General features: G+C 69.7%; 18 protein-coding genes. 10 read left to right on the top strand and 8 right to left on the bottom strand.

Annotated features, from left to right (window positions below):
* Window positions 1-27 precede the first annotated feature (27 nt).
* Window positions 28-2,121 carry an acyltransferase family protein gene (locus F8O04_RS02135; protein ID WP_158027694.1) on the top strand — a complete coding sequence of 698 codons (2,094 nt, stop codon included), beginning with the start codon at window positions 28-30 and terminating at the stop codon, window positions 2,119-2,121.
* 34 nt (window positions 2,122-2,155) lie between these two features.
* Window positions 2,156-4,447, top strand: coding sequence for an acyltransferase family protein (locus tag F8O04_RS02130; protein ID WP_158027693.1), 2,292 nt, complete (start codon window positions 2,156-2,158; stop codon window positions 4,445-4,447).
* Window positions 4,448-4,554: 107 nt separating this feature from the next.
* Here F8O04_RS02130 and F8O04_RS02125 read toward each other — a convergent pair whose 3' ends face one another.
* Entirely contained in the window at window positions 4,555-5,940 is a 1,386-nt protein-coding gene (locus tag F8O04_RS02125; RefSeq protein ID WP_158027692.1) for a glutamate decarboxylase, read from the bottom strand.
* Window positions 5,941-6,293: 353 nt separating this feature from the next.
* Between F8O04_RS02125 and rfbB the strand changes: the two genes are divergently transcribed.
* From rfbB to F8O04_RS02110, 3 genes are read left to right on the top strand one after another with little or no spacing between them, the layout of a single operon-like run.
* The gene (gene rfbB, locus F8O04_RS02120; protein ID WP_158027691.1) at window positions 6,294-7,277 is read left to right on the top strand and encodes a dTDP-glucose 4,6-dehydratase; all 984 of its coding nucleotides are present in this window, start codon (window positions 6,294-6,296) and stop codon (window positions 7,275-7,277) included.
* Window positions 7,274-8,173 carry a dTDP-4-dehydrorhamnose reductase gene (rfbD, locus tag F8O04_RS02115; RefSeq protein WP_225734821.1) on the top strand — a complete coding sequence of 300 codons (900 nt, stop codon included), beginning with the start codon at window positions 7,274-7,276 and terminating at the stop codon, window positions 8,171-8,173. The genes rfbB and rfbD overlap by 4 nt, the downstream gene beginning before the upstream one ends.
* Entirely contained in the window at window positions 8,173-9,381 is a 1,209-nt protein-coding gene (locus F8O04_RS02110) for a glycosyltransferase family 4 protein (protein ID WP_158027690.1), read from the top strand. The genes rfbD and F8O04_RS02110 overlap by 1 nt, the downstream gene beginning before the upstream one ends.
* A 28-nt stretch (window positions 9,382-9,409) precedes the next feature.
* Here the strand turns inward: F8O04_RS02110 and F8O04_RS02105 are convergent, their stop codons facing one another.
* Window positions 9,410-10,138, bottom strand: a complete 729-nt coding sequence (locus F8O04_RS02105; protein WP_188726327.1) for an IclR family transcriptional regulator — start codon at window positions 10,136-10,138, stop codon at window positions 9,410-9,412.
* A gap of 331 nt (window positions 10,139-10,469) precedes the next feature.
* Here F8O04_RS02105 and F8O04_RS02100 point away from each other — a divergent pair, with 331 nt between their 5' ends.
* From F8O04_RS02100 to F8O04_RS02090, 3 genes are read left to right on the top strand one after another with little or no spacing between them, the layout of a single operon-like run.
* Entirely contained in the window at window positions 10,470-10,874 is a 405-nt protein-coding gene (locus F8O04_RS02100) for a nuclear transport factor 2 family protein (RefSeq protein ID WP_158027687.1), read from the top strand.
* A complete protein-coding gene (locus tag F8O04_RS02095; protein WP_158027686.1) occupies window positions 10,856-12,634 on the top strand; it encodes a nuclear transport factor 2 family protein in 1,779 nt (592 codons plus the stop codon). Before F8O04_RS02100 ends, F8O04_RS02095 begins: the two co-directional genes overlap by 19 nt.
* A 51-nt stretch (window positions 12,635-12,685) precedes the next feature.
* The gene (locus tag F8O04_RS02090) at window positions 12,686-14,836 is read left to right on the top strand and encodes a bifunctional lysylphosphatidylglycerol flippase/synthetase MprF (protein ID WP_225734819.1); all 2,151 of its coding nucleotides are present in this window, start codon (window positions 12,686-12,688) and stop codon (window positions 14,834-14,836) included.
* Window positions 14,837-14,840: 4 nt separating this feature from the next.
* Here the strand turns inward: F8O04_RS02090 and F8O04_RS02085 are convergent, their stop codons facing one another.
* The 3 genes from F8O04_RS02085 to F8O04_RS02075 form a co-directional block, all read right to left on the bottom strand.
* On the bottom strand, window positions 14,841-16,253 hold the full coding sequence (locus tag F8O04_RS02085; RefSeq protein ID WP_188726328.1) for an LCP family glycopolymer transferase: 1,413 nt from the start codon (window positions 16,251-16,253) through the stop codon (window positions 14,841-14,843).
* 22 nt (window positions 16,254-16,275) lie between these two features.
* Complete coding sequence (gene purE / locus F8O04_RS02080; protein ID WP_158027682.1) at window positions 16,276-16,773, bottom strand: 5-(carboxyamino)imidazole ribonucleotide mutase; 498 nt, start codon at window positions 16,771-16,773, stop codon at window positions 16,276-16,278.
* A gap of 245 nt (window positions 16,774-17,018) precedes the next feature.
* Window positions 17,019-18,194, bottom strand: a complete 1,176-nt coding sequence (locus F8O04_RS02075; RefSeq protein WP_225734818.1) for a 5-(carboxyamino)imidazole ribonucleotide synthase — start codon at window positions 18,192-18,194, stop codon at window positions 17,019-17,021.
* A 96-nt stretch (window positions 18,195-18,290) separates the two neighbouring features.
* Between F8O04_RS02075 and F8O04_RS14960 the strand changes: the two genes are divergently transcribed.
* Both F8O04_RS14960 and F8O04_RS02065 read left to right on the top strand, forming a co-directional pair.
* A complete protein-coding gene (locus F8O04_RS14960) occupies window positions 18,291-19,088 on the top strand; it encodes a GtrA family protein (RefSeq protein ID WP_225734817.1) in 798 nt (265 codons plus the stop codon).
* 51 nt (window positions 19,089-19,139) lie between these two features.
* Window positions 19,140-20,123: a CPBP family intramembrane glutamic endopeptidase gene (locus tag F8O04_RS02065; protein ID WP_158027679.1), complete on the top strand. Its 984-nt coding sequence runs from the start codon at window positions 19,140-19,142 to the stop codon at window positions 20,121-20,123.
* A gap of 39 nt (window positions 20,124-20,162) precedes the next feature.
* Here the strand turns inward: F8O04_RS02065 and F8O04_RS02060 are convergent, their stop codons facing one another.
* From F8O04_RS02060 to F8O04_RS02050, 3 genes are all read right to left on the bottom strand, one after another.
* The gene (locus F8O04_RS02060; RefSeq protein WP_158027677.1) at window positions 20,163-21,776 is read right to left on the bottom strand and encodes a DEAD/DEAH box helicase; all 1,614 of its coding nucleotides are present in this window, start codon (window positions 21,774-21,776) and stop codon (window positions 20,163-20,165) included.
* A 133-nt stretch (window positions 21,777-21,909) separates the two neighbouring features.
* Complete coding sequence (locus tag F8O04_RS02055; protein ID WP_158027676.1) at window positions 21,910-22,746, bottom strand: alpha/beta fold hydrolase; 837 nt, start codon at window positions 22,744-22,746, stop codon at window positions 21,910-21,912.
* A 113-nt stretch (window positions 22,747-22,859) separates the two neighbouring features.
* On the bottom strand, window positions 22,860-26,609 hold the full coding sequence (locus tag F8O04_RS02050) for an efflux RND transporter permease subunit (protein WP_158027674.1): 3,750 nt from the start codon (window positions 26,607-26,609) through the stop codon (window positions 22,860-22,862).
* Window positions 26,610-26,692 lie beyond the last annotated feature (83 nt).

The raw sequence follows: 26,692 nt of genomic DNA, 5'->3' as shown, positions 1-26,692 counted from the left end.
GCCCAACTGTGAAGGCTCCCTTCGTCTATGACGCTCCCCGCCACCGTCTCAGCGGCCCCGTCGACTGGCGCGGGCGGACCACGAGGCGACTGGATCCCCGAGGTGCAGGGGCTGCGCACCCTCGCGCTGCTGCTGGTCGCCACGTTCCACATCTGGTTCGACCGCGTCTCGGGCGGCGTCGACATCTTCCTGCTCGTCTCGGCCTTCCTCATGACGCGATCACTCGTCGGCCGCCTCGAGCGGGGCGAACCGCTCCGCCCCATCACCTATATCGTGCAGCGCTTCGGGCGCCTCATGCCGCTGGCCATCGGAATCGGGGCGGTGACCCTCGCCGCAAGCGCCATACTGCTCCCCCCGTCGCGCCTGCGCGAGTACATCGAGCAGTTCCTCGCGAGCTCGCTGTACTTCGAGAACGTCTGGCTCCAAGACGCCCTCGTCAACTATTTCGCCGACGACGGCACGCTCGCGTCGCCGTTCCAGCACTACTGGTCACTCTCGATTCAGGGGCAGATCTTCGTGATCTGGCCGCTGTTGTTCGTCGTGATCTGGCTGCTCACGAAGTTCGCGCGCGTGCCGCTCCGGCCGCTCGCCCTGACCCTCTTCGGCGCGCTGTTCGTCGCGGGTCTCGCCTGGTCGACGATTCTCACCGCGCAGAACCAGCAGTTCGCGTACTTCGACCTGAGCGCGCGCGTGTGGGAGTTCGCGGCGGGCTCCATTCTGGCGCTCGTCGTGCCATGGCTGCGCCTCGGCCCCCTCTCGCGCTCGATCATGACGTGGGCCGGCATCGCGGGCGCCGTGCTCGGCGGCATCGTCATCCCGGTTGAGGGCACCTTCCCCGGCATCGCGGCGCTCTGGCCCGTGGTGTCGGCCGCGCTCGTGATCGCCGGCGCCGGCGCCCCGACGAGGTTCGGCGGTGATCGCTTGCTGGCCCACCCGGTCATGACGCGCATCGGCGAGTACACCTATGCGCTCTACCTCGTGCACTGGCCGGTGCTCATCATCGGCATGGGCGTGTTGCGCACGCCGCGCCCCGACGTTCTGCAGGGCACCTTCCTCCTCGCACTCTCGGCAGTCTTGTCCGTTGCGGCGGTGCACCTGATCGAGAAACCCTTCGGATGGTTCACGCGCTCGCGCGCCCCGCGCAACGGTCGATGGCCGCGCACCGCGCCGTGGCGCGCCGCGGTCGTTATTGTCACGCTGCCCGCATTGGCTGCAGCTACTGCAGCGCATGCGAATACTCTCGTCGATGAGCGCCAAGTCCTTGCGTGGGAGCAGCTCAGCGAATTCGACCTCGCAACGATGGGACCAAATGCCGCCGGTGGAGAGAATCCGCACCCCGGCGTCGTGCTGCCGAACCCATGGATAAACTCGCACGACATCGGCGGCATGACTCCTTGCACAGAAAGCATGCTCCCAGCGGGCGTAAGTGATGCGGCTATCACGCATTGTCAAGCCAACCACACGTCTTTCGATCCCGAAGACACGAACCACAGCGTCTACTTGGTGGGCAATTCGCACGTGCAGCAGTTGACGCAATTCGTCGGGCAAGCGGCGATTCTCCATCAGTGGGCTCTGCGTGGCTACTTGATGTTCGGCTGCCAGTACGGCGCCTACGGCGACGTGGCCGAAGAGGAATGTCTCGGCATGTGGGACGATGCGACGATCGACATTCTCGAGAACAAACCCGATGCGGTGTTCGTCCTCGGCACTCAGAGCACGGGCCCGGACACAGAAGATGAACTCCCAGGCCTGTATGACTGGGTCGAGACGATCACCGCCGCGGGAGTCGATGTGGTCGTGGTGCGCGACAATCCCCGTTCCGACGTGAACATGCCCGAGTGCGGCGACAGGTGGGGCTACGAAAGCGACCGTTGCACCTGGCCTACCGCTCTGGTGCAGCCAAACGATGGACTGCGCACTGCCGTGGAAAACGCGGGTGGGATCTACCTCGACATCAACCACCTCATTTGCCCGGAAGGACGGTGTCGAGCCGTCTACGGCGGCATCGTGGTCTTCTTCGATAACAGCCACGTCTCGGCGACGTACATGCGCGCGCTCGCTTTCACGACGGCGCCGATGCTCGCGCAGCGCCTGCCCTGGTGGCCGCCGGCACTGAAATAACCCACGTGCGTTGATCGCGGTTACGGTGATTCGCGTGGATGCTGCGGCCGCGACTGACGCGAGGGGGACCGTCTCACACGAGCCGGTCACGCCCTCGCGCGCCCACTCCCCCGCCGGCTGGATGCCGGAGGTGCAGGGGCTGCGCACGCTCGCGCTGCTGCTGGTCGCCACCTTCCACATCTGGTTCGACCGCGTCTCAGGCGGCGTCGACATCTTCCTGCTCGTCTCGGCCTTCCTCATGACGCGATCACTCCTCGGCCGCCTCGAGCGGGGCGAACCCCTGCTGCCACTCCAATACATCGCGAAGCGATTCGGCCGTCTCATGCCGCTCAGCGTCGTCGTCGCCGCGCTGATCCTCGCAGGCAGCCTCGTCGCCCTGCCCGTTTCGCAGTTCGGCGGCTACGTCGAGCAATTCTTCGCGAGCACGCTCTACGTCGAGAACCGCTGGCTGCAGAACACGCTGGTCGACTACTTCGGCCAGGGCACTGGGCTGGCCTCGCCGTTCCAGCACTACTGGTCGCTCGCCGTGCAAGCACAGGTGTTCGTCCTCTGGCCGCTCGTCTTCGCCGCCGTCGCCCTCGCCATGCAGTCGTCGCACGTGCGGAGGCTCCTGTCGATCCGCACGCTCTGCCTGTGGGTCTTCGGCACGATCCTCGTCGCCGGGTTGGCGTGGTCGACGATCGCGACGGCGATCAACCAGCAGCACGCCTACTTCGACCTGTGGGCGAGGCTGTGGCAGTTCGCGGCCGGTTCCGTGCTCGCGCTCGCGCTGCCCTACATCCGGCTCGGCGCGGCGTGGCGGGGCGCCCTCATCTGGCTCGGTATCGCCGGGGCGGTCTCCTGCGGTTTCCTCATCCCGGTCGAGGGCACCTTCCCCGGCGTCGCCGCACTCTGGCCGGTCGTGTCGGCGGCGCTCATCATCGTCGGCGCCGGCGCCGCGACGACCGCCGACGCCCCCACGCGCTTCGGGGGCGATCGCCTGCTGGCGCACCCCGCCCTCGCGCGCGCAGGCGGCTATACCTACGCGCTCTATCTCGTGCACTGGCCCGTGCTCATCTTTGGCATGGCCGTGCTGCGCACCGACCATCCGGGCCTCCTCGAGGGCAGCGCCTACCTGCTCGTCTCGGTTGTCCTCGCCGTGCTCGTCGCGCACCTCGTCGAGCGCCCGGCAGCTCGCCTCATTCGCCGCCGTTCGTCGCGATCGGCCGCGCGACCGGAGCATCCCGCCGATCGCCCGCTGCTGCTCACCCGTGTGCGGCGTTTCCCCTGGCGCGCCGCCGGCAGCGTCGCCGCCCTCGTCGCCCTCGTCGCCGGCGTCACCTCGGCCGCGGGCGCCTACGCCGACCGGCAGCGTGACGAGGCGCAAGCGCAGGCACAGGGGGCCGACCTGTCGGTCATGGGTCCGAACGTGGTTTCCGCCGGCGCACCCGCCGGCGCCGCCGGCCCGCCCGCGGTCGTGGCGCCCGGCACCGGCTTCACCGACGACCCCGACCAACCTGACGCCCAGGCGCTCGGCGCCACGTCGCCGATCCCCGCGCCATGGGTGAGCGGCGACCTCGGCGAGCTCGCCCCCTGCGAGCCCGAAATGCTGCCAGCCGAGACCGTCGACCGCTCGCTGCGCTTCTGCCAGGCCAACCTCGACGACGTCGATCCCGCGAGCGCCGACCACTCCGTGTACGTCGTGGGCAACTCGCACGCCATGCAGCTCGCCCAACTCATCGACGAGACGGCGCGGCACGAGGGATGGGCCGTGCGCGGCTACCTCGACCACGCCTGCCAGTTCGGCGCCCTGCAGGCCGCCGACGCCGACTGGTTCGACGACGCCTGGCGAGACGGCTGCCTCGCCCTCTGGGAGGACGCGACGGCCGACCTGCTCGAGAATCGGCCGGATGCCGTCGTGGTACTCGCGTCGTGGAGCCAGGACGAGCACACCGAGCTCGAGTTGCCGGGCCTCGCCGACTGGGTTGCCGACATGACCGAAGCCGGCATCGAGGTCGTCGCCGTGCGCGACACCCCGCGAAGCGACCTGCACATGCTCGAGTGCGCCGAGCGGTGGGGCTTCGGCAGCGAACGCTGCCTGTGGGGCACGACCCTCACGGCACCGAATCCGGCGATCCGGGCATCCATCGAAGACGCCGGCGGCGTGTATGTCGACCTCAACCCGTTCGTCTGCCCCGACGGCGTGTGCCGCCCCGAGCTCGGTGGCCTCACCGTCTTCTACGACGACGACCACGTGACCGCGACCTTCATGCGCGCTCTCGCCTACACCGCCGCGCCGACGCTCGCAGAACGCCTGCCCTGGTGGCCCGAGGCGCTCGCTCCGTAACCCGGCTCCGCAATGCCCCGCGGTCGGCTGAAACCCACGGCAGCCACCGCGGCGGTCGTCTTCGGCGGTCTCTCCCCGTCAGGCGGGCTAGGCGGCTTCCCGCGCGCTCAGTGCGCGAACGCCTCGGCGTCGGCGTGCGGACGCACACCGTCGTGCAACCGCATGGCCGCGGCACGGAAGTCGTCGAGAAACCGCTCCGCCAGGTTGCGGCTGAAACCGTCGCGCACGACGATGCGCAACACCGCGATCGTCTCGGCATCGGGTGGCATCGTGTAGGCGGGCACCTGCCAGCCGAAGGTGCGCAGTTCATGCGAGAGGTCGTGCGCGGTGAACCCGAGCGTCGCATCCAGCCGTAGCGCGATGACGGGCAACTGCGAGCCGTCCGCAATGATGTACACGCCCTCGACCTCGGAGAGCCGCGTCGCAAGCCACGTGGCGGTGTCGCGGAGGGTGCGCATGATGGCGGCGTATCCATCCCGGCCGAGCCGAATGAAGTTGTAGTACTGGCCGACGATCTGATTGCCCGGACGCGAGAAGTTCAGGGTGAAGGTCGGCATGTCGCCTCCCAGATAGTTCACTCGGAAGACGAGCTCGTCCGGCAGATGAGCGGCATCGCGCCAGATCGCGAAGCCGATGCCGGGATAGGTCAGCCCGTACTTGTGCCCGCTGACGTTGATCGATACGACGCGCGGGAGGCGAAAGTCCCACTCGAGCTCGGGGTGGAGGAACGGCACGACGAAGCCACCGCTCGCGGCATCAACGTGCACGGGTACGTCCGGGCCGCCCGACGCCGCAAGGTCGTCAAGCGCGGCCACGATCTCCGCGATCGGCTCGAACTCGCCCGTATACGTCGTACCGAGGATGCCGACCACGCCGATCGTTTCCTCATCGACGGCCTCCCGCACCTGGTCTGGCGTGATCGTGTACTGACCTGAGCGCACCGGAAGGTAACGGGGTTCCACATCGAAGTACCGGCAGAACTTCTCCCACACAACCTGCACATTGCTACCGAGCACGAGATTCGGCGCCGCAGCTTCGGCACCGGCCTCGCGGCGCCGCTGACGCCAGCGCCACTTGAGCGCAAGCCCCGAGAGCATGACGGCCTCGGATGAGCCGACCGTCGACACGCCCGTAGCGTCAACGGGGTCTTCGCTGAGCCCCGGCGCGTTGAGCAAATCGGCGACGATCGCCACGCAACGCTCCTCGAACCGGGCAGTGACCGGATACTCGTCCTTGTCGATCATGTTCTTGTCGAACGTCTCTGCCATGAGGCGATCGGCCTCTGGATCCATCCAGGTCGTGACGAAGGTCGCCAGGTTCAAGCGCGAGCTGCCGTCGAGCTGCAGCTCTTCGTGCAAGTACTGGTAGGCGTCCCGTGGCTCCATGCCGGCTTCGGCGAGGCGCGTCGCGGGGAGTGGGCGCAGGCCGGGGCGTCCCGTGAACGCGGGCCGGGCGGGCTGTTCGCTGGCGGACTCGGTGACGTCTTGAGACATGACCACAGGCTAACCACATGGCACCGGCGCGACGGGGCACGGGGTGAGCATCGGCTGCTATGGTCAGTCGCTGAGAGCCGATGCGGGTTCTCCCCGAGCACTGACATCCGGGGCCAGTCAGGCGCTCACGTTTTGCGAGTCGCACCTCGCCCCGCGGCTGCGGCACTGCGACCGTGCCGCGCGCACCCGTCGGGAGGCGCGCCCCGGCGTCACTGCGAGTGGCGTCCACCGATCCCGTTTGACAGGGTTTCAGGCGCTGACGTGCTCGCGGGTGCCTCGCGGTACCATGCCGGGTGGACGCCCGGATCCTCGGGCGACCCGCGCACTCGATCACCACGCAGCAAGGACCACGCATGCAGCTTCTCGTGACCGGCGGAGCCGGATTCATCGGCTCCAACTTCGTACGACGCGCGCTTGAAGACGCGTACCCCGGTCTCGAGGGCGCCGAGGTCGTCGTGCTCGACGCGCTCACCTACTCGGGCAACCGGGCCAACCTGGACCCCGTCGCCGACTCGCCGCGGCTCACGTTCGTGCACGGTGACATCCGCGACAACGACGTGCTCGACGAGTGGATGCCGAAGGTCGACGCGGTCGTGCACTTCGCAGCCGAATCGCACGTCGATCGCTCCGTGCGCGACGCCTCGATCTTCGTGGAGACCAACGTGGTCGGCACGCAGCGCCTGCTCGACGCCGCCTTGCGCCACGGTCTCGAACGCTTCGTGCACGTGTCGACCGACGAGGTGTACGGCTCGATCGAGGAGGGCGAGTGGGACGAGGAGTGCCCGCTGCTGCCCAACAGCCCTTATGCGGCGTCGAAGGCGTCGAGCGACCTCATGGCGCGGTCCTACTTCCGCACCCACGGCATGAACCTGTCGATCACGCGCTGCAGCAACAACTACGGCCGCTACCACTTCCCAGAGAAGCTCATCCCGCTTTTCGTCACGAACCTGATCGACGGCAAGCACGTGCCCCTCTACGGCGAGGGCAACAACGTCCGCGACTGGCTGCACGTCGACGACCACTGCCGGGGCATCGCCCTCGTGCTCACAAAGGGCCGTGCGGGCGAGGTCTACAACATCGGCGGCGGCACGCAGCTCACTAATAAAGAGGTCACGCAACAGCTGCTCGACGCCACCGGCAGGGACTGGTCGTACGTCGATCGGGTCGCCGACCGCCTTGGCCACGACCTGCGCTACTGCGTCGACATCTCGAAGATCCAGAACGAGCTCGGTTACGAGCCGCAGGTGCCGTTCGAAGAGGGCCTCGCCGATGTCGTGCAGTGGTACCGCGACAACCGCAGCTGGTGGGAGCCCCTGAAGGAGCGTGCGGCCCTGTGACGCGCGCCTCGTCGAGCTCGGCTGACACGCCGCGGTCCGGCGGGCCAACGCGCGTGCTCATCGCCGGGGCCGGTGGCATGCTCGGCCTCGACCTCCAACGTGCGCTCGAGGGGCGAGGAGTCACGGCGCTTGACCACGCCGACCTCGACGTGGCCGACGCCGCCGCGTGCCTCGCCGCCGTCGAGGGGCACGACGCCGTCATCAACGCGGCCGCGTACACGCGCGTCGACGACGCCGAGGGCGACGAAGACGCGGCCTACACCGTTAACGCCACGGGAGCGGCCAACCTCGCGGTCGCCGCTCGCGAGGCCGGCGCCCGGTTCGTGCAGCTTTCCACCGACTACGTCTTCCGCGGCGACGCGACCTCGCCCTACCCCGAGGATGCCCCGCTCGACCCGATCTCGGCGTACGGGCGCACCAAGGCGGCCGGCGAGCGGCTCGCGCGCGCCGAGCATCCCGACGGCACCCTCATCGTGCGCACCGCCTGGCTGTATGGCGCCGGTGGGGGCAACTTCGCGCGCACGATGGCGCGCCTCGCGGCCTCCCGCCCCAGCGTCGAGGTCGTGGCCGACCAGCTCGGGCAGCCCACCTTCACCGGCGACCTCGCCGCGCAGATCGTCGCTCTCCTGGACGCCGACGCGCCCGCCGGCGTGTATCACGGCACCAACGCCGGTGAGGTCTCGTGGCACGGGTTCGCGCGTGAGATCTTCCGGCTGGTCGGCGCCGAGCCCGACGCCGTGCACGAGACCGATTCCTCGGCATTCGTGCGCCCCGCCCCGCGCCCCGCGTACTCGGTGCTCGGACACGACCGGTGGCGCGAGGCCGGTATTGCCCCCATGCGGCCGTGGCTCGAGGCGCTCGAAGACGCCGCCCGTCAGGGGGTGCTGGCGGTCTGATGGTCACCCTTCGCGTCATTCTCGACCGGATGCTCGACGACCGGCCCAGCGGTGGGCGCCGCTACGCCCGCAACCTCGCCGAGCAGGTGATCGCGCGCGCCCCCGTCGGCTGCGAGGTCGAGGCGATCCTCCCGAAGGCCACGCCCGACGAGTTCGAGCGCGTGACGAGCGAACTGCCCGGTCTGACCGAGATCACGCAGCTCTCGAAGCGGCCCGACGCCCTCGGGAGGGCGTGGCGGCGTGGCTTCGCGACCGGGCGTGCCGGCGGCGGCTTCATTCACGCCATGAGTCTGCTCGCTCCCGTGCGCGACATCTCGCTCGCCTACGGCATCGACCAGACCGTCGTGTCGGTGCACGACACGACCGCGCTCCGACGGCCCGAGCTGCGCTCGCCCGCGGCCGTGACGTTCGAAACGGCCATGTTGCGGCGCGTGCACCGCTACGCCTCGGCGGTCGTGGCGCCCACGAACGCCGTCGCGGACGAGCTCTCGGAGCACTTCGACTTCGGTGATCGCCTGCGCGTCATCGGCGGCGCGGCCGACCGGCGCATCGTGCTGCCGCCCACCGAGGACGAGGGCGACCGCATCGCCGAGCGACTGGGGCTGCCCGACGACTACGTGCTCACGTTCGCGAGCGCCGCGCCGCGCAAGGGGCTCGCGCCACTCCTCCGGGCCTTCGCGCGGCCGAAGCTCGCCGACGCGACCCTCGTCGTCGTCGGCCCGACCTCGGCCGGGACCGACGACGAAGCGTTGACGACCGAGGCGCTCATCGCCGCCAGCGGTGTCGACCCTCGGCGCGTGCTGGTGCTCGGCGTCATCAGCGACACGGCCGTGGCCGTCGCGCTGCAGCGGGCTTCCGCCCTCGTCGTGCCGAGCCTCGAGGCCGGCTTCGGGCTGCCCGTCGTCGAAGCGTTCCAGTTCGGCACCCCCGTCATCACCTCCGACGCCCCCGCGCTCCGCGAGGTCGGCATGGATGCGGCGCACGTCATCGAGCGCGGCAGCGCCGCGAACGCCGCCGCGTCGCTCGACGGCGGCGATGTCGAGACAGCCCTCGCCGACTACAGCGAACGCCTCGAGTCGGGGGTCGCCGACGTGCTGGGCAACACCGATCTCGCTCGGCGACTGCGCGTCGCCGGGCGCGACCGCCACGATGTCTACCACTGGTCCGCATCCGCCGACCAGGTGTGGGAGCTGCACGCCGACCTGTAGGCGGATCGGGGTGGCGGCCGGCGATCGCTCACGGCCGTCCAACGGCAATGGGCCGTGCTCGACGGTGGATTCGGTCGGCGGCCTTGACCACGAGCTTTGCCGTCTCAAGCAGTTCGTGCCTCATGTCGAGCCTCGACCTCGGCGCGACAACGACGACGGCCGACGTGCAGGTTCCGTCGCCGGCCACGATCGGCGACGCGACCGACGCGATCGGGGCCCGGAATCCGCCCATGGTCACCGCCCAGCCGGTCTGCCGCACTCGCTCGAGTTGAGCGGCAAACTGCTGCCAGGTTGTTCCCTGCAACGGCTCAGGCTCGTCGCCACTCGCCGGAAAGTAGCGGCGGACATCGGACGAGTCGCGGCGTGACAGCATCGCCTTCCCCGCCGCCGTGGCGTAGGCGGGAAGCACACGGCCGTTCTGCGGGCCGATCGAGGTTTCTCTCGTACCGGGAATGGACTCGACGAAACGCACGGTTCTGCCCTCGAGGACCGCGAGCGCTACCATCTCGCCGCTTTCGCTCGCCAGCCACGACATGGCCGCGTCCGTGGCTTCGTTCAATCGAGATTCCGCCTCCAGCAGACGCGCCGTCTCGCGCAGCGTCGGGCCCACCGTGTACGGGCCACCCCATCGCTGTTGCGTCGCGAACCCGCTCGCGCGGCAATCGCCGAGGATGCGGTGCGCGGTCGTCGTCGGTACGTCGAGTGCCCTGGCAAGCTGCGTCACCGTCACCGCTCCGCGCTCCGCGAGCAACGCCACCGCCCTCAGCGTGAGTTGCGCCGCCGTCACCCGGTCCCCCGTTTCCCCACAACGCCGTGCGCGCCGCATCCGTCCCTTTCCACATTACGGAAAACAGCTCGCACGTGTTTGTTGCATCACCGACGTGTCTGATGCTTGTGCACGGATCCCCTGGACGCGCCAACGGCGGCGCCCCTCGCTCACGCTGCTGCTCGCGGTTGTCCCGCTGACAACCGTCGATCAGTCATGCGCATTGTTCACCTAATCAGCGCGCCTTCGAGGTCGGAACCGTGCATGACGCATTCGTCCCGGCTCACAAGCTCACGGTCATCACACACGGAGAGGAATCCGCATGATCCACCCAGCCGTCGCGATGTTGCACGACTACATCGACACGTTCAATGCCGGGGATTTCGATCGCCTCGTCACGTTCTACTGCCGCGAGATCGACTTCGTCGTATCGAAGGGCACGGTGCTCACGACGCCGCACCAGGTCGTCGACCACTACCGCACCGTGCAAATGACATCGACGCGCACGATGCGTATCGATGACGCGTTTGCGAACGGCGACCGGCTCGCAGCAGAGTTCATCTCCGACTTCCGCTTCATCGAAGACGCCCCCGAGTTCCCGTCCGGCGCCGCGGCCAAGGGCGACCGGCTGATGGTGCACACGTTCGTGCACTACCGACTCCTCGACGGGCTGTTGTGGCGTGCCCGCTCAGCGACGCTGGAGCGGACATGGCAACGCACAACCTAGGCACCCGGATCGCTCGTCTCGAGGCGATCCGCGCCATCCGGCAACGCCAATCACAATTCGGTCGTCTGCTAGCGCGCCCCGATCCCGCGGCGGCTGCGGCCTGCTTCCTGCCGGATGCGACGATAGAGATCGGCGCGAGCGGAGTGTTCGTCGGGAGACGGCGCATTCAAGCCGCCCTGACACGGCTCGTCGGGGCCGAAGGGCCGAGCTCACCCGGCGGGATGCCGAACCTGGCCATGCACGCGCAGATCATGCCGATCATCGTGGTCGGCCCCACCGGGGATCACGCCATGGCCACCTGGCGAGATCTTGACACGGGGGCGAGGAACGGCAGCGCCTACTGGGCCGATGGCGTGGTGCTCACCAGCTACCGACTGACGCCGACCGGCTGGATGCTCGCCTCCCTCCGGTGGGAGCGCACCATTCACGTTCCGTTCGACGGCGGATGGCGCGAGAACGCAGACGCCTGTCCGCCGCTCGGCATCGAGCCTGACCGGCCGACGACGCATCACGTCCCGGTCTGGCCCAACGTGCCGAGCGAGCCGCTCGAACTCGAGCCAAGGCTTGCCCCCGTAGGGGACGAGGCGCCTGAGCACGCAGACGCCGATGTCACTCCGTCCCACCCGGACGACGCCGTTTTGGCACGCGTCGAATCTCTCGAGCGCACGTTCGAGATCTCGTACCTCGTCTCGCGACTCGGCTACGCCTTCGATGACGCCGATTGGGAGCGGTTCGCAGATCAGCTCAGCGACGACGTCGTCGTCCGGTTAGGAACACGCGCCATCCGGAGACGCACCGCGGTCCTTGCCGCACTGCGTGCCATCTGCAACGACCGCGACACCGAAGGCCGGTTGTTGGAGACGGTGCTGTTCGAACCCGAGATCACGTTCGACAACGGGCGAGCACGCGTCACCGTGCGGTTCTTCTCCCAGTGGACGGCATACGGCATCTGGCACGAACTCGGTGTCGGCACGTGCGACATCGAGTTCACTCGCGTCGCGACCGGGTGGAGCATCACACGCCTCGATGCCTCGGACGCGCAATTCACGCCGTATGACCGAGGCTGGGCGAAACACCGCTCCACGAACAGTCGTCTGGCTCGCGCCGAGCGCCCCGCTCCAGTCACCCAACCGCCCGAAGGGAGCGCCGGCGTCACCAGAACGGCCGCCGCATGGCCGATCGCCGCCCCCAACGGCGACTGCACCACAGACCCTGCGCTACCGGTCGAGCAGCGGCTACGTAGGCTCGAGTCGCTCGTGGAGATCGAGCAGACGCAATACGCGTATGGCTACCACCTCTCCTCACTCGCCTGGGACCAGCTGACCGAGTTGTTCACCGACGACGGCACCATCGAGATCGCGCACCGCGGCATCTACCGCGGGCGCCCGTCGATCCGGCGAAGCTTCGACCTGTACGGCGCCGGCCCCGAGGACGGTGTCTTGCACAGTCACCTGCAGTTCCAGCTCATCGTCGAGCTGAGTTCTGACGGGTCACACGCCACCGTCCGCGCGCGAGCGTTCAGCATGCTCGGAAGGTACCGATCGTCGGCGATGTGGACGGCGGGGAGGTATCGGAATGAGTATGCCCGGCTTGATCGTTTCGGCCCTTGGCGCATCGCGGTCGATCACCTTGTGAACCGATACTTCGCGCCGTACGAAGTGGGCTGGAAGGACATTCCGCATCGGGATCCGCCCGGGCCGAGCGAAACGAGTCCGCCGGACGCGCCGTCGACGGAGCGGTTCTCCCTCTATCCGCACTAGGGCGCGGCACGCTCGGCGCACCGTCTCCGAAGACGTGAGTATCGTTGACGCATGGCCGAGCTGCCGTCTTCTCCCCCCTCCCTCTCCCCCACCCCCACCGCCGAAACCCCGGCATCCGGCGCGCCACGGCAGCGCCCCGCTTGGTTGCGCGCCGCCGCCCGAATGCCGGCCACGCTCTCGATCGTCGTACTCCTGCTCGCTGCCGGCGTCGTCTCGCAAAGCCTGTGGTCGCCCTTCTCCGAGCATGGCTGGTTCGACCAGGTCGCTTACGGCCTACCCTCCTTCGCCGAGGGACGCTGGTGGACCCCGCTCGTCGGCACGTTCTTCGTCGTCGAACCGTGGGTCTACGTCCCGACGCTGCTCGCCTTCGCGGGCATGGGGTACCTGGAGTGGCGCCGCGGCAGTCTCGTCGCGCTACGCGTGTTCTGGCTCGGCCAGCTCTTCGCAATCCTCGCGACCGCCCTGTTCGTCTTCGCGCTGCAGTTCACCGGCTGGCCGTGGGCAACCGGTCTCGCCGGGGTCATCGACGTCGGCCCCTCGGGCGGCGCGATGGCCTGCATCGCGGCCGCGGTCGGCATCTTCGCGGCACCGTGGCGCCAGCGGGCCTGGGTGCTCGTCTTCCTCTACGCCACCGTCAGCCTGCTGTTCCTCGGCACGCTGGCCGACGTCGAGCACGCCTTCGCGATCCTGCTCATCCTCGCGATCGATCGCTCGTTCCGCGTGCAGCAGACCACGATCCCCGAGCAGCGGATGCTCGCGGTCGCCACCGTCATCGCGCTCGGCGCGATCGCGCTCATCGTCCTCTGGTTGCCCACGAGCGGCCCCTTCGGCGACACCACGCCCGAGCCGTTCTCGCTGGCCGACGCACTGTTCGACCTCGTCGTCGTCGGCTTCGCCGTGCTGGGGCTGCGGAAGGGCCGCCGCTGGGGCTGGCTGCTCGCGCTCCTGCTCGTCGCGCTCAACCTCGTCACGGCGGTGGTCGTCGGGCTCCTGCTGCTGCTGGCGCCCGGCGAGCTCGCGCCCTACATCGGCGACGCTGACGTGGCCCTCGCGTCTGGCGTTCTGTGGGCGGCATTCGGTGTCTTCCTCGTCGCCACGCGCCGCGCCTTCAGCCTGTGGCGCCAGCGCCCGCTCACGCAGGGAACCGCCCCGGTCACCGTCGAGGAAGTGCGCGACCTCATCCGCACCGAGGGCGGCGGCACGCTGTCGTGGATGACGACGTGGGAGAGGATGCGCTACCTGCGCACCGAGACCGGCATCATGCCCTACCAGAGCCATGCGGGCGTTGCGATCGTGCTCGCCGACCCGCTCGGCGCCCCGGACGGCCACGCGACCTCGATCCGCGAGTTCATCGACGCGGCCGAGCGCAACGCCCTCGCCCCCTGCTTCTTCAGCGCCTCTGAGGCAACGCGCAGCGCAATGCCCGACGGGTGGCGATCGCTCGTGATCGCCGATGACACGATCGTCGATCTCGAGGGACTCACGTTCACCGGCAAGGCGTGGTCGAAGGTGCGGCAGTCGTTCAGCCGGGCCGATCGCGAGGGCATGACGTTCCGGCTCACCCGGCTCGCCGACGAGCCCTTCGCCGTGCGCGCGCAACTGCAGGCCATCTCAGAGCAGTGGGTCGGCGAGAAGGAGCTGCCCGAGATGCGCTTCACGCTCGGCACCCTGCAGGAGGCCGCCGACCCGGACGTGCGTCTCGCGCTCGCGATCGACCCGCAGGGCAACGTCGACGGGATGCTCAGCTGGCTTCCCGTCTACGGCCGCGCGGGCGAGGACGGCGCGCCGCACGTGCGCGGCTGGACCCTCGACCTCATGCGCCGCCGCGACGGCGGCTTCGGCGCAGTCATGGAGTACCTCATCGGCTCGTCGGCCCAGGCCTTCGGCGAGGAGGGCGCATCGATGCTGTCGCTCTCGGGCGCGCCGCTCGCCCACGAAGCCGGCGAAGATGAGGGCGTCATTGGCGACCTGCTCGGCCGGCTCGGCGCACTGCTCGAGCCCGTGTACGGGTTCCGCTCGCTGCATCGGTTCAAGAAGAAGTTCAACCCGCGCTATGAGCCGATCTACCTGCTGTACCGCGACGAGGGCGACCTGCCGGCGATCGGACGCGGGCTGACGCAGGCGTTCCTGCCCGACGCGTCGCTGCGCCAGCTCGCTTCGGCCGGTCTCGGGCTCGTCGGGAGCGCCCGCACCGAATCCTGACGACCTAGCTCGAGTCGCCCTCGCCGCCGTCGGTCGGCTCGGGCTCGGGCTCGGCCGTGAACGACTCCTGCACCAGCTCGTGGATCAGCCCGATGTCGGGCGATCCCTGGTCGATGAGCGGAGGCACCAGCTCGACCGTGCCGTTCGGCTGGCCGCGCGAGCGCAGCAGGAGGTCGGCGACGAGCCCCGCCATGCCCTCCGGCATGTCCGACACCACGATGTTCTCGGCCGCGTCGAGCACGGGGCCGAGGTTGCCGAGGATGTTCTGGGGTGTGAGCTTCCCGATGATCGCGGCCTGCAGCTCGCGCTGCCGCTCCATGCGCTCGAAGTCGGTCGTCTCGTAGCGCGAGCGCGCGTACCAGAGCGCCGTTGAGCCGTCCATCGTCTGCAGGCCCGGCTCGATCCACTCGGTCGCCGGCTGCCACCCCGGCGAGCCGTCGTCATTGATGCCGATGCCGACGGGCTTCGTCACGTTGATCTCGACCCCGCCAAGGGCGTCGATCAGGCTCGCGAAGCCCGCCATGTCGACGAACACGTAGTAGTGGATCTTCAGGCCAGTGATGCCCTCGACCGCGTCGCGCGTCGCCTCGATGCCGGGCAGCGACCCCTCGGATTCAGCATCCGGATACAGGTCGGGCGACATCAACTCGACCTCGGTGTACACCGAGTTGAGGTAACAGACATCGACCTCGCAGCCGTACGCATTGCCGTAGCCGTCGGGGTACTTGTCGCGCATGGGCCCCTCGGAGAAGGGGAATCCCTCCAGCGCACGGGGGATGCCGATCGAGACCGACCGGCCCGTGAGCACGTCGAAGCTCATGACGCTGATCGAGTCGGGCCGGTTGCCCTCACGGTCCTCGCCCGCGTCACCCCCGAGCATCATGATGTTGATTCGCCCGTTGGACGGGAACTCGATGCCGCCCCTGCCCCCGCCGAACAGCGTCGAGACGGTGTCCTGCACCTGCGCCGTGACGTTGACGGCGCCGATGCCGACAACCGCGGGAATCAGTGCGAGCACCACGCCGATGATGCCGATGAGGGGGCGCGCGAGCGCGTCCAGCTTGACGAGGCGGGTCAGCCGCAGGGCATCGAGCTGCGAAACGACCCAGCACGCGACGAAGACGAGGAACACGGCGCAGAGGAGCGTGAGACCGATCGTGGAGGTGCCGAGAAACAGCAGCGGTGCGCGGAAGAACAGGCCCATCAGCGCGACCACGATGAGCGTCACGATGCCGATGAGCCAGAGGCGAAGCATGAACCGGCCGAAGCGGCGACTGCCCGCGAGCACCTGGGCAGTGCCGGGGATGATGAGGTTCGACAGCAGCAGCCACCAGGCGCGCCGCGTCATCACCTCGCTCGACGACGTGTTGGGATAGCGCAGCGGCAGCTGTGGCCCAGCGTTGAAGAGTGAACTCATGGGTGTCGATGCCTCGCGGGCGTCACAGGTTCTCCTGCAGGGCCGCGTTCTTCTGCTCGACCAGGTCGGTGAGCTCGGCGGCGTAGGCGTCGAGTCGCACGCGGAGGGCATCGTCGCTGGTCCCGAGGATGCGCGCGGCGAGGATGCCCGCGTTCTTGGCCCCGCCGATCGAGACGGTCGCGACGGGGATGCCGGCCGGCATCTGCACGATTGAGAGCAGCGAATCCATGCCGTCGAGGTACTGCAGGGGCACCGGCACGCCGATGACCGGGAGCGTCGTCATCGAGGCGACCATGCCGGGCAGATGGGCGGCGCCCCCCGCGCCCGCGATGATGACGCGGATCCCCCGGCTGGCCGCTCCGCGGGCGTACGAGACGAGTTTGTCGGGCGTGCGGTGGGCCGAGACGACCTCGACCTCGACCGGCACGTCGAACTCGCGCAGGATGTCGCGCGCCGCCGACATCACCCGCCAATCGCTGTCGGAGCCCATGATGATGCCGACGCGAGGTGTATCCGTCATGCCGACGAGGGTATCGGGCGGCCGCACGGGGCCGCTGTCACCGCGCTGATGAACGCGCACCCGAGTCACCGCGGCAAACCGAGTGCAGCGCGTGCCACAGCCCGCAGCATCCAACGGCGTGTCGCGCATCTGATGCACTCAGACTGCCACGGAGGAGTGGGGCTGGGAGCCCGGGTGAGGGGGGCGGCAGCTGTACGGGCGGTGGCAGAGACGCGGTACGGATGCCCGGCGGGCGGATGCGGGGCTCAGTCGTCGAACGCGTCCGCCGCCGCGCGGGCGCGGTAGGCGACGTCGTCGAGGTCCTCGCCCACAACCGTGACGTGACCGACCTTCCTGCCCGGTCGAGCATCCTTGCCGTACGTGTGGAGCTTCGCGCCGGGGTACGACTGCCACGCCTGCGCGAACCTCGCGTCGATCGGCTCCGACTGCGGGCCGCCCAGGACGTTGATCATGACCGACCACGACGAAACCACGGCGGTGTCGCCGAGCGGCAGGTCGAGCACGGCACGGAGGTGCTGTTCGAACTGGCTCGTGACCGAGCCGTCGATCGTCCAGTGGCCCGAGTTGTGCGGTCGCATGGCCAGCTCGTTCACGAGCACGCGCTGGTCGGTCGTCTCGAACAGCTCGACCGCCAGCACGCCGGTCACGTCGAGCCCCTCGGCGATGCGCTCGGCGATCTGGCTCGTCACCGTGCGCACGCGATCGGCGCCGCCCTCGGTTCCGGGCGCGGGGGCGACGACCTCTGCGCACACGCCGTCGCGCTGCACCGTCTCGACGACGGGCCAGAACGCCCGCTCGCCGCTCGGCCGGCGCGCGACGAGCTGGGCGAGCTCGCGACGGAAGTCGACGAGCTCCTCCACGAGCAGCGCGTCGAAATCGCCGCGACCGAACCAGTCGGCGCCATCGGCGCCCGAGCGCACGACCCGCACGCCCTTGCCGTCGTAGCCACCGCGGGGGAGATTCAGCACCGCCGCTCCGCCGTTCGCATCGATGAAGGCCTGCAGCTCGTCCGGGCCGCGAACCGTCGCCCACTCGGGGACCGGAACACCGAGCTCGCTGAGCCGCTCGCGCATCCGCAGCTTGTCCTGCGCGAACTCGAGCGCGTGCGGGCCCGGATGCACGCGGACGCCACGGTCGACGAGCGCGCGAAGCACGGGCTGGGGCACGTGCTCGTGGTCGAAGGTGACGACGTCGACCGTTTCGGCGAAGGCCAGCACGGTCGCCTCGTCGCGGTAGTCGCCGACGAGCGTGGCCGCCTGACGGGCGCTCGAGCCCTCCTGCTCGGCGAGCACGGCGATCTCGATGCCGAGCTCGACCGCCGGGGGGATCATCATGCGTGCAAGTTGTCCGCCACCGATGACGCCGACGCGCTGAACCATTGCAGACTCCTCGTTCGTGGCGCGCGCCGGGGCCGTTCTCACGGCGCGCGAGTTGCTCCGCCGATTGTCGCAGAACCACGCACGTACACTGTGCAGATGCCTTCGCCAGGTCGGCGTACGGCGCCGAACGGAGCAGGGATGACGACGAACGACTCGAGTCGGTCGTCGCTCGTCGCCGGGCCCCCCAGCGGTGGACCGGACGACGGCGACCGAGCGGCCGCCGCTGCGCCCGACGCGTACGTCGACGTCCCGGCTCCGGACGCGCGGACCGATGCTGGGCAGTCTGCCGGCGAAACCGTCGGAAGCACGGCGATCGACGCGGGCACCGAGCCAGGCGACTTCGTCGAGTTCGTCGCCGCGGAGTCGTCGGAGGCGAAGGTTCACGACGGCGTGCCCGGGCGGGGCTGGAACGGCCGTTTCATGCGGCTCGTGCGACAACTCGGCAAGTTCGGACTCGTCGGCGGCGTCGGCTTCGTGATCGACATCTCGCTGTACAACGTGCTCGTGCTGACGGTACTGGCACCCGCGAGCATCGCCGTGGGACCGCTGCTCGCGAAGACGGTCTCGACGCTGGTGGCGATCACGACCAACTGGATCGGCAACCGGTTGTGGACGTTCCGGCAGCATCGGCGCCGCGGCGATTCGGCACGCGAGGGTGCCGAATTCTTCGCGGTCAGCCTCGCGGGGCTCGTCATCGGGCTCGTGCCGCTGTGGGTATCGCACTACCTGCTCGGGTGGAACTCCCTGCTCGCCGACAACATCGCCAACGTCATCGGGCTCGGCATCGGCAGCATCTTCCGTTTCGCGCTGTACCGCTTCTGGGTGTTCTCGCCATCGCGCCGGCGCAGCCGCGAATCCCCCGGTGATCGACGTTCGGGTTATCCCCAGGAATCTCGGCGCGCTACCCGGCCCGACAGTCCCCGCGTCGGTTCCTAACGTTGCTGGTGTCGGGCGATAACGGCCCGGCTCGCGACGGAGGGACCACACGTGAACACGGCCACAGCATCCGCCACCCGCAGCCAGAGGCACACGTACCGCCTCTCGCACGCTCACCGCCCCGGCGACGCCGGGCGCGACGCGAGCGGGATGCCCGTCGGCGACGGCGCCCCCGCCCAGCACGACGCGCGTGTCCGGATGCGCCGAGCCGTCACCGTGACCCTCGCGATCTCGTTCGGAGCGGTGCTCGCCATCACGGTGCCATCGATGCTCGGCATCGGGGGCACCGAGTGGCTGTCGATCGCAACGCCGGTCGCGCAGTGGTTCCCCGCCGTCGCCGTGCTCGTCGCGGCGCGAGTCGCGGGCCTGCGTCTTCCGGTCTCGAAACTGTTGTCGCTCGGTCCCGTCCGCGCCTCGCGAGGCGCCGGGACGTGGGGGTGGGCGATGGCGCTCGTGGGCGCAGCGCTCGTCGCGTTCCTGGCCATGCACTTCGGCATCGCGACGCTCACCGGCACGGTCGAGTGGACTGCCGGAGTCGACGTGCTGCCCATTGCGGTGATGGTCGTACCCATGCTCGCGTTCGCGGCGGTCGCCGCGCTCGGTGAGGAGGTCGCGTGGCGCGGGTTCCTCTGGCAGGCGTGGCGGGAGCGCTTCGGACTGTTCGGCACGATCCTCGCGACGACCGGCGTCTGGGTGCTCTGGCACCTTCCGCTCCTCGCCGCCTACGGCATCGCCGGCGACATGTCGTGGCGTGCCGTACTCGCTTCGCTCGCCTCGCTCGCGTTCGCGTCGGCGCTTCTCGGGATCGCCCGCGAACGCGGCGGTAACGTCTGGCCGGCAGTGCTCGGCCACGCACTGATGAACTCGATGCTCGTCTTCGCCACCTCGAACCTCGTGACGCCGGCCGACTCATTGACGGACAGCGCGTTCTGGGCGTTCCAGTCGCTGGGTTGGGCCGTGTGGGCGATCGTGCTCTCCGCGCTTTCGGTCACGGTGCCGCCGCGCCCCCGCGCGATGGCCTCACCAGCGGCATAGCGCCGCAGCTCGGGCAGGGGGTGTCGGCGAGCGCCCCCGCTACCGGGCGAACTCGTCGAGCTCGCGGCCCCCGGCCCGAGCCGGTACGACGGGTGCGTCGACCTCGGCGCGACCGAGCAGCTCGGCCATGCGACGCTGCCGGTTCGGGGGGATCAGCGTGACGACCGTGCCGCGGCGGCCGGCACGGCCCGTTCGACCCGCACGGTGCAGGTAGGTCTTGTACTCGTCGGGCGCATCGGCCTGGATCACGAGATCGATGTCGTCGACGTGAATACCGCGCGCCGCGACGTCGGTCGCGACGAGCACGTCGGCTCGCCCATTCGCGAACTTCTCGAGGTTTCTGCTCCGGCGCTCCTGCGAGAGGTCGCCGTGCAGCGCAATCGCGGGCACGCCGCCGTCGTCGAGCCGCTGGGCGAGCTGCTCGGCCCCGAGCTTGGTGCGCGCGAACACGAGCACGCGCCCGCCCGCCGCGGCCAGCTGCCGAAGCACCGCGTCCCGGTCGCCACGTTCGACCACGAGCACGCGGTGCTCGATGTCGGCGTGATCGCTTGCCTCGCCCGCGACCTCGTGCACTGCCGGGTGCACCAAGAACTCGGCGACCAGACTGCGCACTGCGGCGTCGAGCGTTGCCGAGAACAGCATCCGCTGCCCGCCGCGCCTGACGATGCGAAGGATGCGCTGCATCGAGTCGAGGAACCCGAGGTCGCACATGAGGTCGGCCTCATCGAGCACCGTCACCTCGATGCTCGACAGATCGAGGTGCCCCTGGCGGTGCAGGTCTTCGATGCGGCCCGGCGTGCCGATGACGATGTCGACGCCGCGGCGCAGTCCGCCGACCTGCCGCTGCTGCGGGACCCCGCCGTACACCTGCGTCGTGAACAGGCCGACGCTGCGGGCGATCGGCCGCACCGTGCGGTCGATCTGCAGGGCGAGCTCGCGCGTGGGCGCGATGATGAGGCCGCGGGGCGGGCGCCCGACGACCCGCTTGCCGCGCTCCTCGCGCGGGCGGGTCACCAGGAGCCGCTCGACGATGGCAGAGCCGAACGCGATGGTCTTTCCCGAGCCGGTGCGCCCGCGGGCCAGCACGTCGCGACCCGCGAGCGCATCGGGGATCGTCGCAACCTGGATGGGGAACGGCGCGGTCGCCCCGAGCGACGCGAGCGCCTCGACGATGCGCACGCCGAACCCGAGGTCTTCGAAGGTCACACCCTCGGCAAGCTCGGGGGTGATCGCCGTGGCCTCGAGACGCTCTGGGACGACGTCGTCGGGCCGCCCGCGGCGGGGCGACGGCTGACCGACCACGTTGCCGACGCGGAGGCGACCCTCGGTGGTGCCATCGCGGGGCCCATCGCTGCGGACATTGCGGGACTCGACGTTCCGGGGGGTGCCGCGCTCGTCGCGTCGGGGGGTGCCGCGCTTGTCGCGTCGGGGGGTGTCGCGGGCGTCGCGCGCCGGCGCCGGCCGACCGCGGTCGCGCGCCGTGCCGAGCCCGGTGCCGGGCGCGGACCCATCGATGCCATCGGAGGCGTCCCTGCGGTCGCGGTCGAATCGTCCGGCTCCGCCGGCGCCGCCCGGCCGGTGCTTCGACGGCTTCGCGTCCCGGGGCAGGTAGTGCTTCGGCGCCCGGTAGCCGCCGCCTTTGCGCTTCGGCATGATGTCCTCCCATTCGGCACGCGATGGCGCCCGCGTGGGGCAGGCCTGCCCGCCCGTTCAGGCTACGTCATGCTCCGATGGCGCCGACGACGCCATGCGCGGCGCCGGTCCGGGTCACGTGTCACCGGTGCGCTCAGCGCTGAAGGAATGCGAGCACGGCCTTGTTCCACGCGTCCGCGTGGCTGATCGGGCAACCGTGGGGCGCCCCCTCGATGACGTGCAGCTGGCTGCCGGCGATCGCCGAGTGCGTGCGCGCGCCCGATCCCTCGAGCGGCACGATCGAGTCACCGTCGCCGTGCACGATGAGCGTCGGCAGCATGATCTCCGCAAGGTCGTCGCGGAAGTCGGTCGCGCCGAAGGCGGTCATGCACTCGAGCGCCGCCGCCTTGCTCGCCTGATGGCACAGATCGAGCGCCTCGCGACGCTGCTGCTCGCTCACCAGCAGACGACCGTCGACCGAGAAGAACTCGGTCATGAAGTCGTCGTAGAACGCGTCGCGGTTCGCTGTGAGCCTTGCGGCCATCGCCGCCGCCTCCGCCGCCGCGAGCGGGCCATCGGGATTGCTCGGCGTCTTCATCAGGTACGGGGTCACCGCGGATGCGAGCACGAGACTCCGCACGCGGTCGCCGCCGTCGCGGGCGGCAAAGCGGGAGGCCTCGCCCCCGCCCATGGAGAAGCCCACGATCGTGGCGTCGCGGAGATCCAGGCCCGTCATGATGGCCTCGAGATCATCGGTGAGCGTGTCGTAGCCGTACCCGGTGAGCGGCTTGTCACTCCGGCCGAACCCGCGCCGGTCGTACGTGATCACGCGGTAGCCGGCCGCAGTCAACGCGGTCACCTGACCGCTCCACGCGGCCCCGGAGAGCGGCCACCCGTGGAGGAGGACGACCGGGCGACCGGTGCCGCCGTGGTCTTCGACGTGAAGTCGGATGCTGTTGAACGGACCCTGGTGCACGGTGATTTCGCTCACGGTTTCCTCTCACCGACGTCTTCTTGCGCGCGCGACCGCGCGGGCGCCACGAAACTCTGCCCCTCCCGTTGGCGGGAGCGCCACGTCACCGGGGAGGGGCCGCCGCATCCGGCCTAGTCCAGGCCGGCTGCCGCCAGCTCGGCCTCCGCGCGGGCCTCACGCTGCTTGCGGCGACGCTCCCGCGGCCCCTCGACGACGAGGTAGAGCGCCGGCAGCACGAGCAGGGTGAGGACGGTCGACGAGAGCAGGCCGCCGATGACCGTCACGGCGAGCGGCTGCGAGATGAAGCCGGAGTGGCCGGTGATGCCGAGCGCCATCGGCAGCAGGGCGAAGATGGTCGCAAGGGCCGTCATGACGATTGGCCGCACACGCCGCGAGCCGCCGTGCACGATCGCCTCACGCACGTCGTGGCCGCGGTTGCGGAACTGGTTCACGAGGTCGATGAGGACGATCGCGTTGGTGACGACGATGCCGATGAGCATGAGCACGCCGATGATCGATGACACGCCGAGCGGGATGTCTGCCACAAGTTGCAACAACACCGCGCCGGTCGCCGCGAACGGGATCGACACGAGCAGCAGGAACGGCTGCAGCAGGCTCTTGAACGTCGCGACCATGATGATGTAAACGATCAGGATCGCGGCGAGGAGCGCGAGCCCCAGCTGTTCGAAGGCCTCGGCCTGATCGGCACTCACGCCCCCGACCGAGACGGATGCTCCGGCCGGCAGCTCGAGGCCGTCGAGCACTCCCTCCACGAGCGGGTTCATCGTCGACAGGTCGTCGCTCTCGGGAACGATCGTCACGGTCGCCGTCGGCGTGCCCCGCTCCGCTGTTATCGCGACCGGACCGTCGACCACCTCGATCGACGCGACGGTCGAGAGCGGCACGGGACCGAGCGCCGTGACGAGCTGGAGGGAGCGCAACTCGTCGAGCGACTGCGGCGGGTCGCCACCGAGCAGGTAGACGGAGACCGACTCACCGTCGATGACGAGGTCGCCGACCGGCCTCGGCTGCATCTGCTGCGCGACCATGCCGCCGATCATCAGCTCGCTGAGCCCGTACTGCGCCGCTGCCGCTGGGTCGACCTCAAGTTGCACGAACGGGCTCGTGCTGTCGAGACTGCTGCTGACCTCCACGATGCCGGGCTCCGCCGCCAGCGCTTCGGTCACCTGCTGCGCCGTCTGCCCGAGGGCCTCGTTGGTCGGCGCGGTGACCTCGACAGTCAAGTCGCTCGACAGACCGGCCCCGCCCGCCTCGCTCACCGAGATCTCGCCGAGGTCGGCGTTGCCGCTGAGCTCGCCGCGCACCTGCGACTGAAGCTCCTGCAGGTCGGCGTCGTCGCTGGCGATCACCGAGAACGACGCGGTCGACCCGCCTCCACTCCCGCCTGCACCCCCGAAGAAGCCGCCGCCGCCCCCGGAGATGGTCAGCTGCACGGTCTCGATGCCCTCGGTCGCCATGAGCACGTCCTCGACCTGTCGCGCCGCCTCGTCGCGGGCCTCGAGGCTCGCGTTGGGGGGCAGCGTCTGGGTCACCGAGAACGTGTTGCCGGCCATGTCGCCCAGGAAGTTCGTCTTCATGAGCGGAACCAACAGGCCAGTCAGCACGAGGACGAGCACGGCGGCCACGAGCGTGATCGCGGGACGCCGCAGCGTCCAGGTCAGGACCGGTTCGAAGCCGCGCTGCAGCCAGGTGCGCGGCTCGTCGTCCAGCACCCCGTCGTCGCCCGCAGGAACGGCCGGTTGCCGGCCCGCCGTGGGGGCGTCAGGCGCGTCGCCGGGCGTCGACGAGGACGCGGCGACGTGGTCGTCGTCGCGCGATTGCTGCTGCTGCTCCGGCTGCGGCCGGTAGGTCGGGTCACCGTGCCGGGCCTCGCCGAGCGCGGCATCGACCTCGTCGCTGCCGTATCGCTCGCGCAGCTCGCGAAGCGCGCGGCGACTGAGCGTGATCTCGCCCGTGGACGCGTCGCGTGGCAGGTCGTCCGCGGAGAGGTGCGGATGCTCGGTCGAGCCGCGCGGTGGCGCGCCCGCTTCATCGGCGGCCGGGTCGGGGACCGAGGTGCCCGGCCGAGACCGCGGGTCGTCGGCGGTCTCGTCGCGGAGCGCGAGCGGCGAGAACCGTTCACGGTCGGCAGCGGCTCGTTGCTCGCTCGCTCGCGGCCGTCGCCGGTCGTCGTCGGCCGACGTTTGCGCGCCGCGGGCATCGGCGCCGGTCCGCGCACCGGTGACCTCGTGCTGGCCGCCGCGCGGCTGGGCATCCGCACCCGCGGTCGCGGGTGCGGGTGTGCCCGCGCGAACGCTGTCGAGCAGCGGCCCGCCCCCGACGGCGGGCGCGGCAGTCTTCGCGCGGCGACGCTTCGTCGAGGCGCCCCCGAGCATCCAGTAAGCGAGCACCGGCACGATAGTCAGTGCCACCACGAGCGAGGCCAGCAGCGCGATGACGCTCGTGAGGGCGAAGGGACGGAAGAGCTCGCCCGAGATGTCGCTGACGAAGGCGATGGGGAGGAACACGGCGACGGTCGCGATGGTCGAGGCCGCGATCGCGCCGGCGACCTCGCGCACGGCGCCCGTGATGACTGCCGCTCGCTCCGAGCCACGGCGCGAGGCCGCGGGGTGCATCGCCATGTGTCGGTTGATGTTCTCGATGACGACGATCGAGTCGTCGACGACGCGGCCGATCGAGATCGTGAGCGCCCCGAGCGTGAGGATATTGAGGGAGTAGTCGGCCGCCTGCAGCCCGATGAAGGTCACGAGCAGCGAGGTCGGGATCGAAATCGCGGTGACGATCGTCGCCCGTGCCGAGAGCAGGAAGACGAAGATGACGATGACCGCGAACGCGAGTCCGAGCAGCCCCTCGATCACGAGCGTTTCGATCGACTGCTCGATGAAGGGCGCCTGGTCGAACGCGATCGTGAACGCGATGCCCGCGCCGAGCTTCGACTCGAGCTCGGGGATGAGGTCGCGAACGGCCTGCGACACGGTGACGGTGTTGGCGTCGGGGCGCTTCGTAACCGAGATGGTGAGGGCGTCCTGGCCATTGACCCTCGAGATCGACGCGACGGGCTCCGTGTCTTGCTCGACGGTCGCCACGTCGCCGATCGTGACGGGTTGCCCGCCCGCGCCCGTGGCTCCCTCGAGGGGCAGGGCCGCGATGTCCTCGGCGCTCGAGAGCAGGGCGCCCGCCTGCACTGTGAGGGTTTCATCGCCCTCGGTGAGCTGTCCGATCGGGATGAGCGACCCTGAGGCGTCGAGCGTGTCGGTGATGGTCTGCGTCGAGGCGCCAGAGGCCGCGAGCTGTGCCTGGTCCGGGGTGATCGCGATGCGCGGCGACGGAGCGCCCGAAAGCGTCGCGTCGCGCACGCCGTCGATCTCGAGCAGATCCCCGAGGGCTTCGATGCGCAACAGGTTCGCGACCTCGTCGGTGTCATCGCCGACGACCGCGAGCTGCAGCACCGGGAAGTCGTCGATCGACCCGGCCACGACATTGGTGGTGGCTCCCTCGGGCAGTGTCTCCTGCACGCGATTGAGGGCGACCTGGATGCGCTGCTGCGCGTAGACGAGATCGGTGCCGTACTGGAACTCGACCATGACGCTTGACACGTTCGTGCTCGAGGTCGTCGTGGTGTTCTCAAGCCCCTCGAGGCCCTGCAATGACGCCTCGATGGGCCGCGAGACGTCTTCGTCGATCACCTCGGGCGACGCACCCGGGAGGCTCGTGACGACCGACACGATGGGGAGCGTCACCGATGGCACGAGCTCCTGCTTGAGCGAGGTCATCGAGATCACGCCGAAGAAGGCGATGGCGGCCGTCACGAGCGCGATGAGGGCACGGTTGGCGAGGCTCAGCGAGGCGAGTCGATGCACGGCGGTCGTCCCTTTCGTCGTGTGACCAGTGTTTCACGCGTTGCGAACCACCCACGCCCAAGCGGCCCCCAGCGAACGCACAG

Source organism: Pseudoclavibacter endophyticus (assembly GCF_008831085.1).
GTDB lineage: Bacteria > Actinomycetota > Actinomycetes > Actinomycetales > Microbacteriaceae > Pseudoclavibacter > Pseudoclavibacter endophyticus.
Note: the sequence above shows the minus strand (reverse complement) of the source record. Positions and strands in the feature narration are given on the sequence as shown.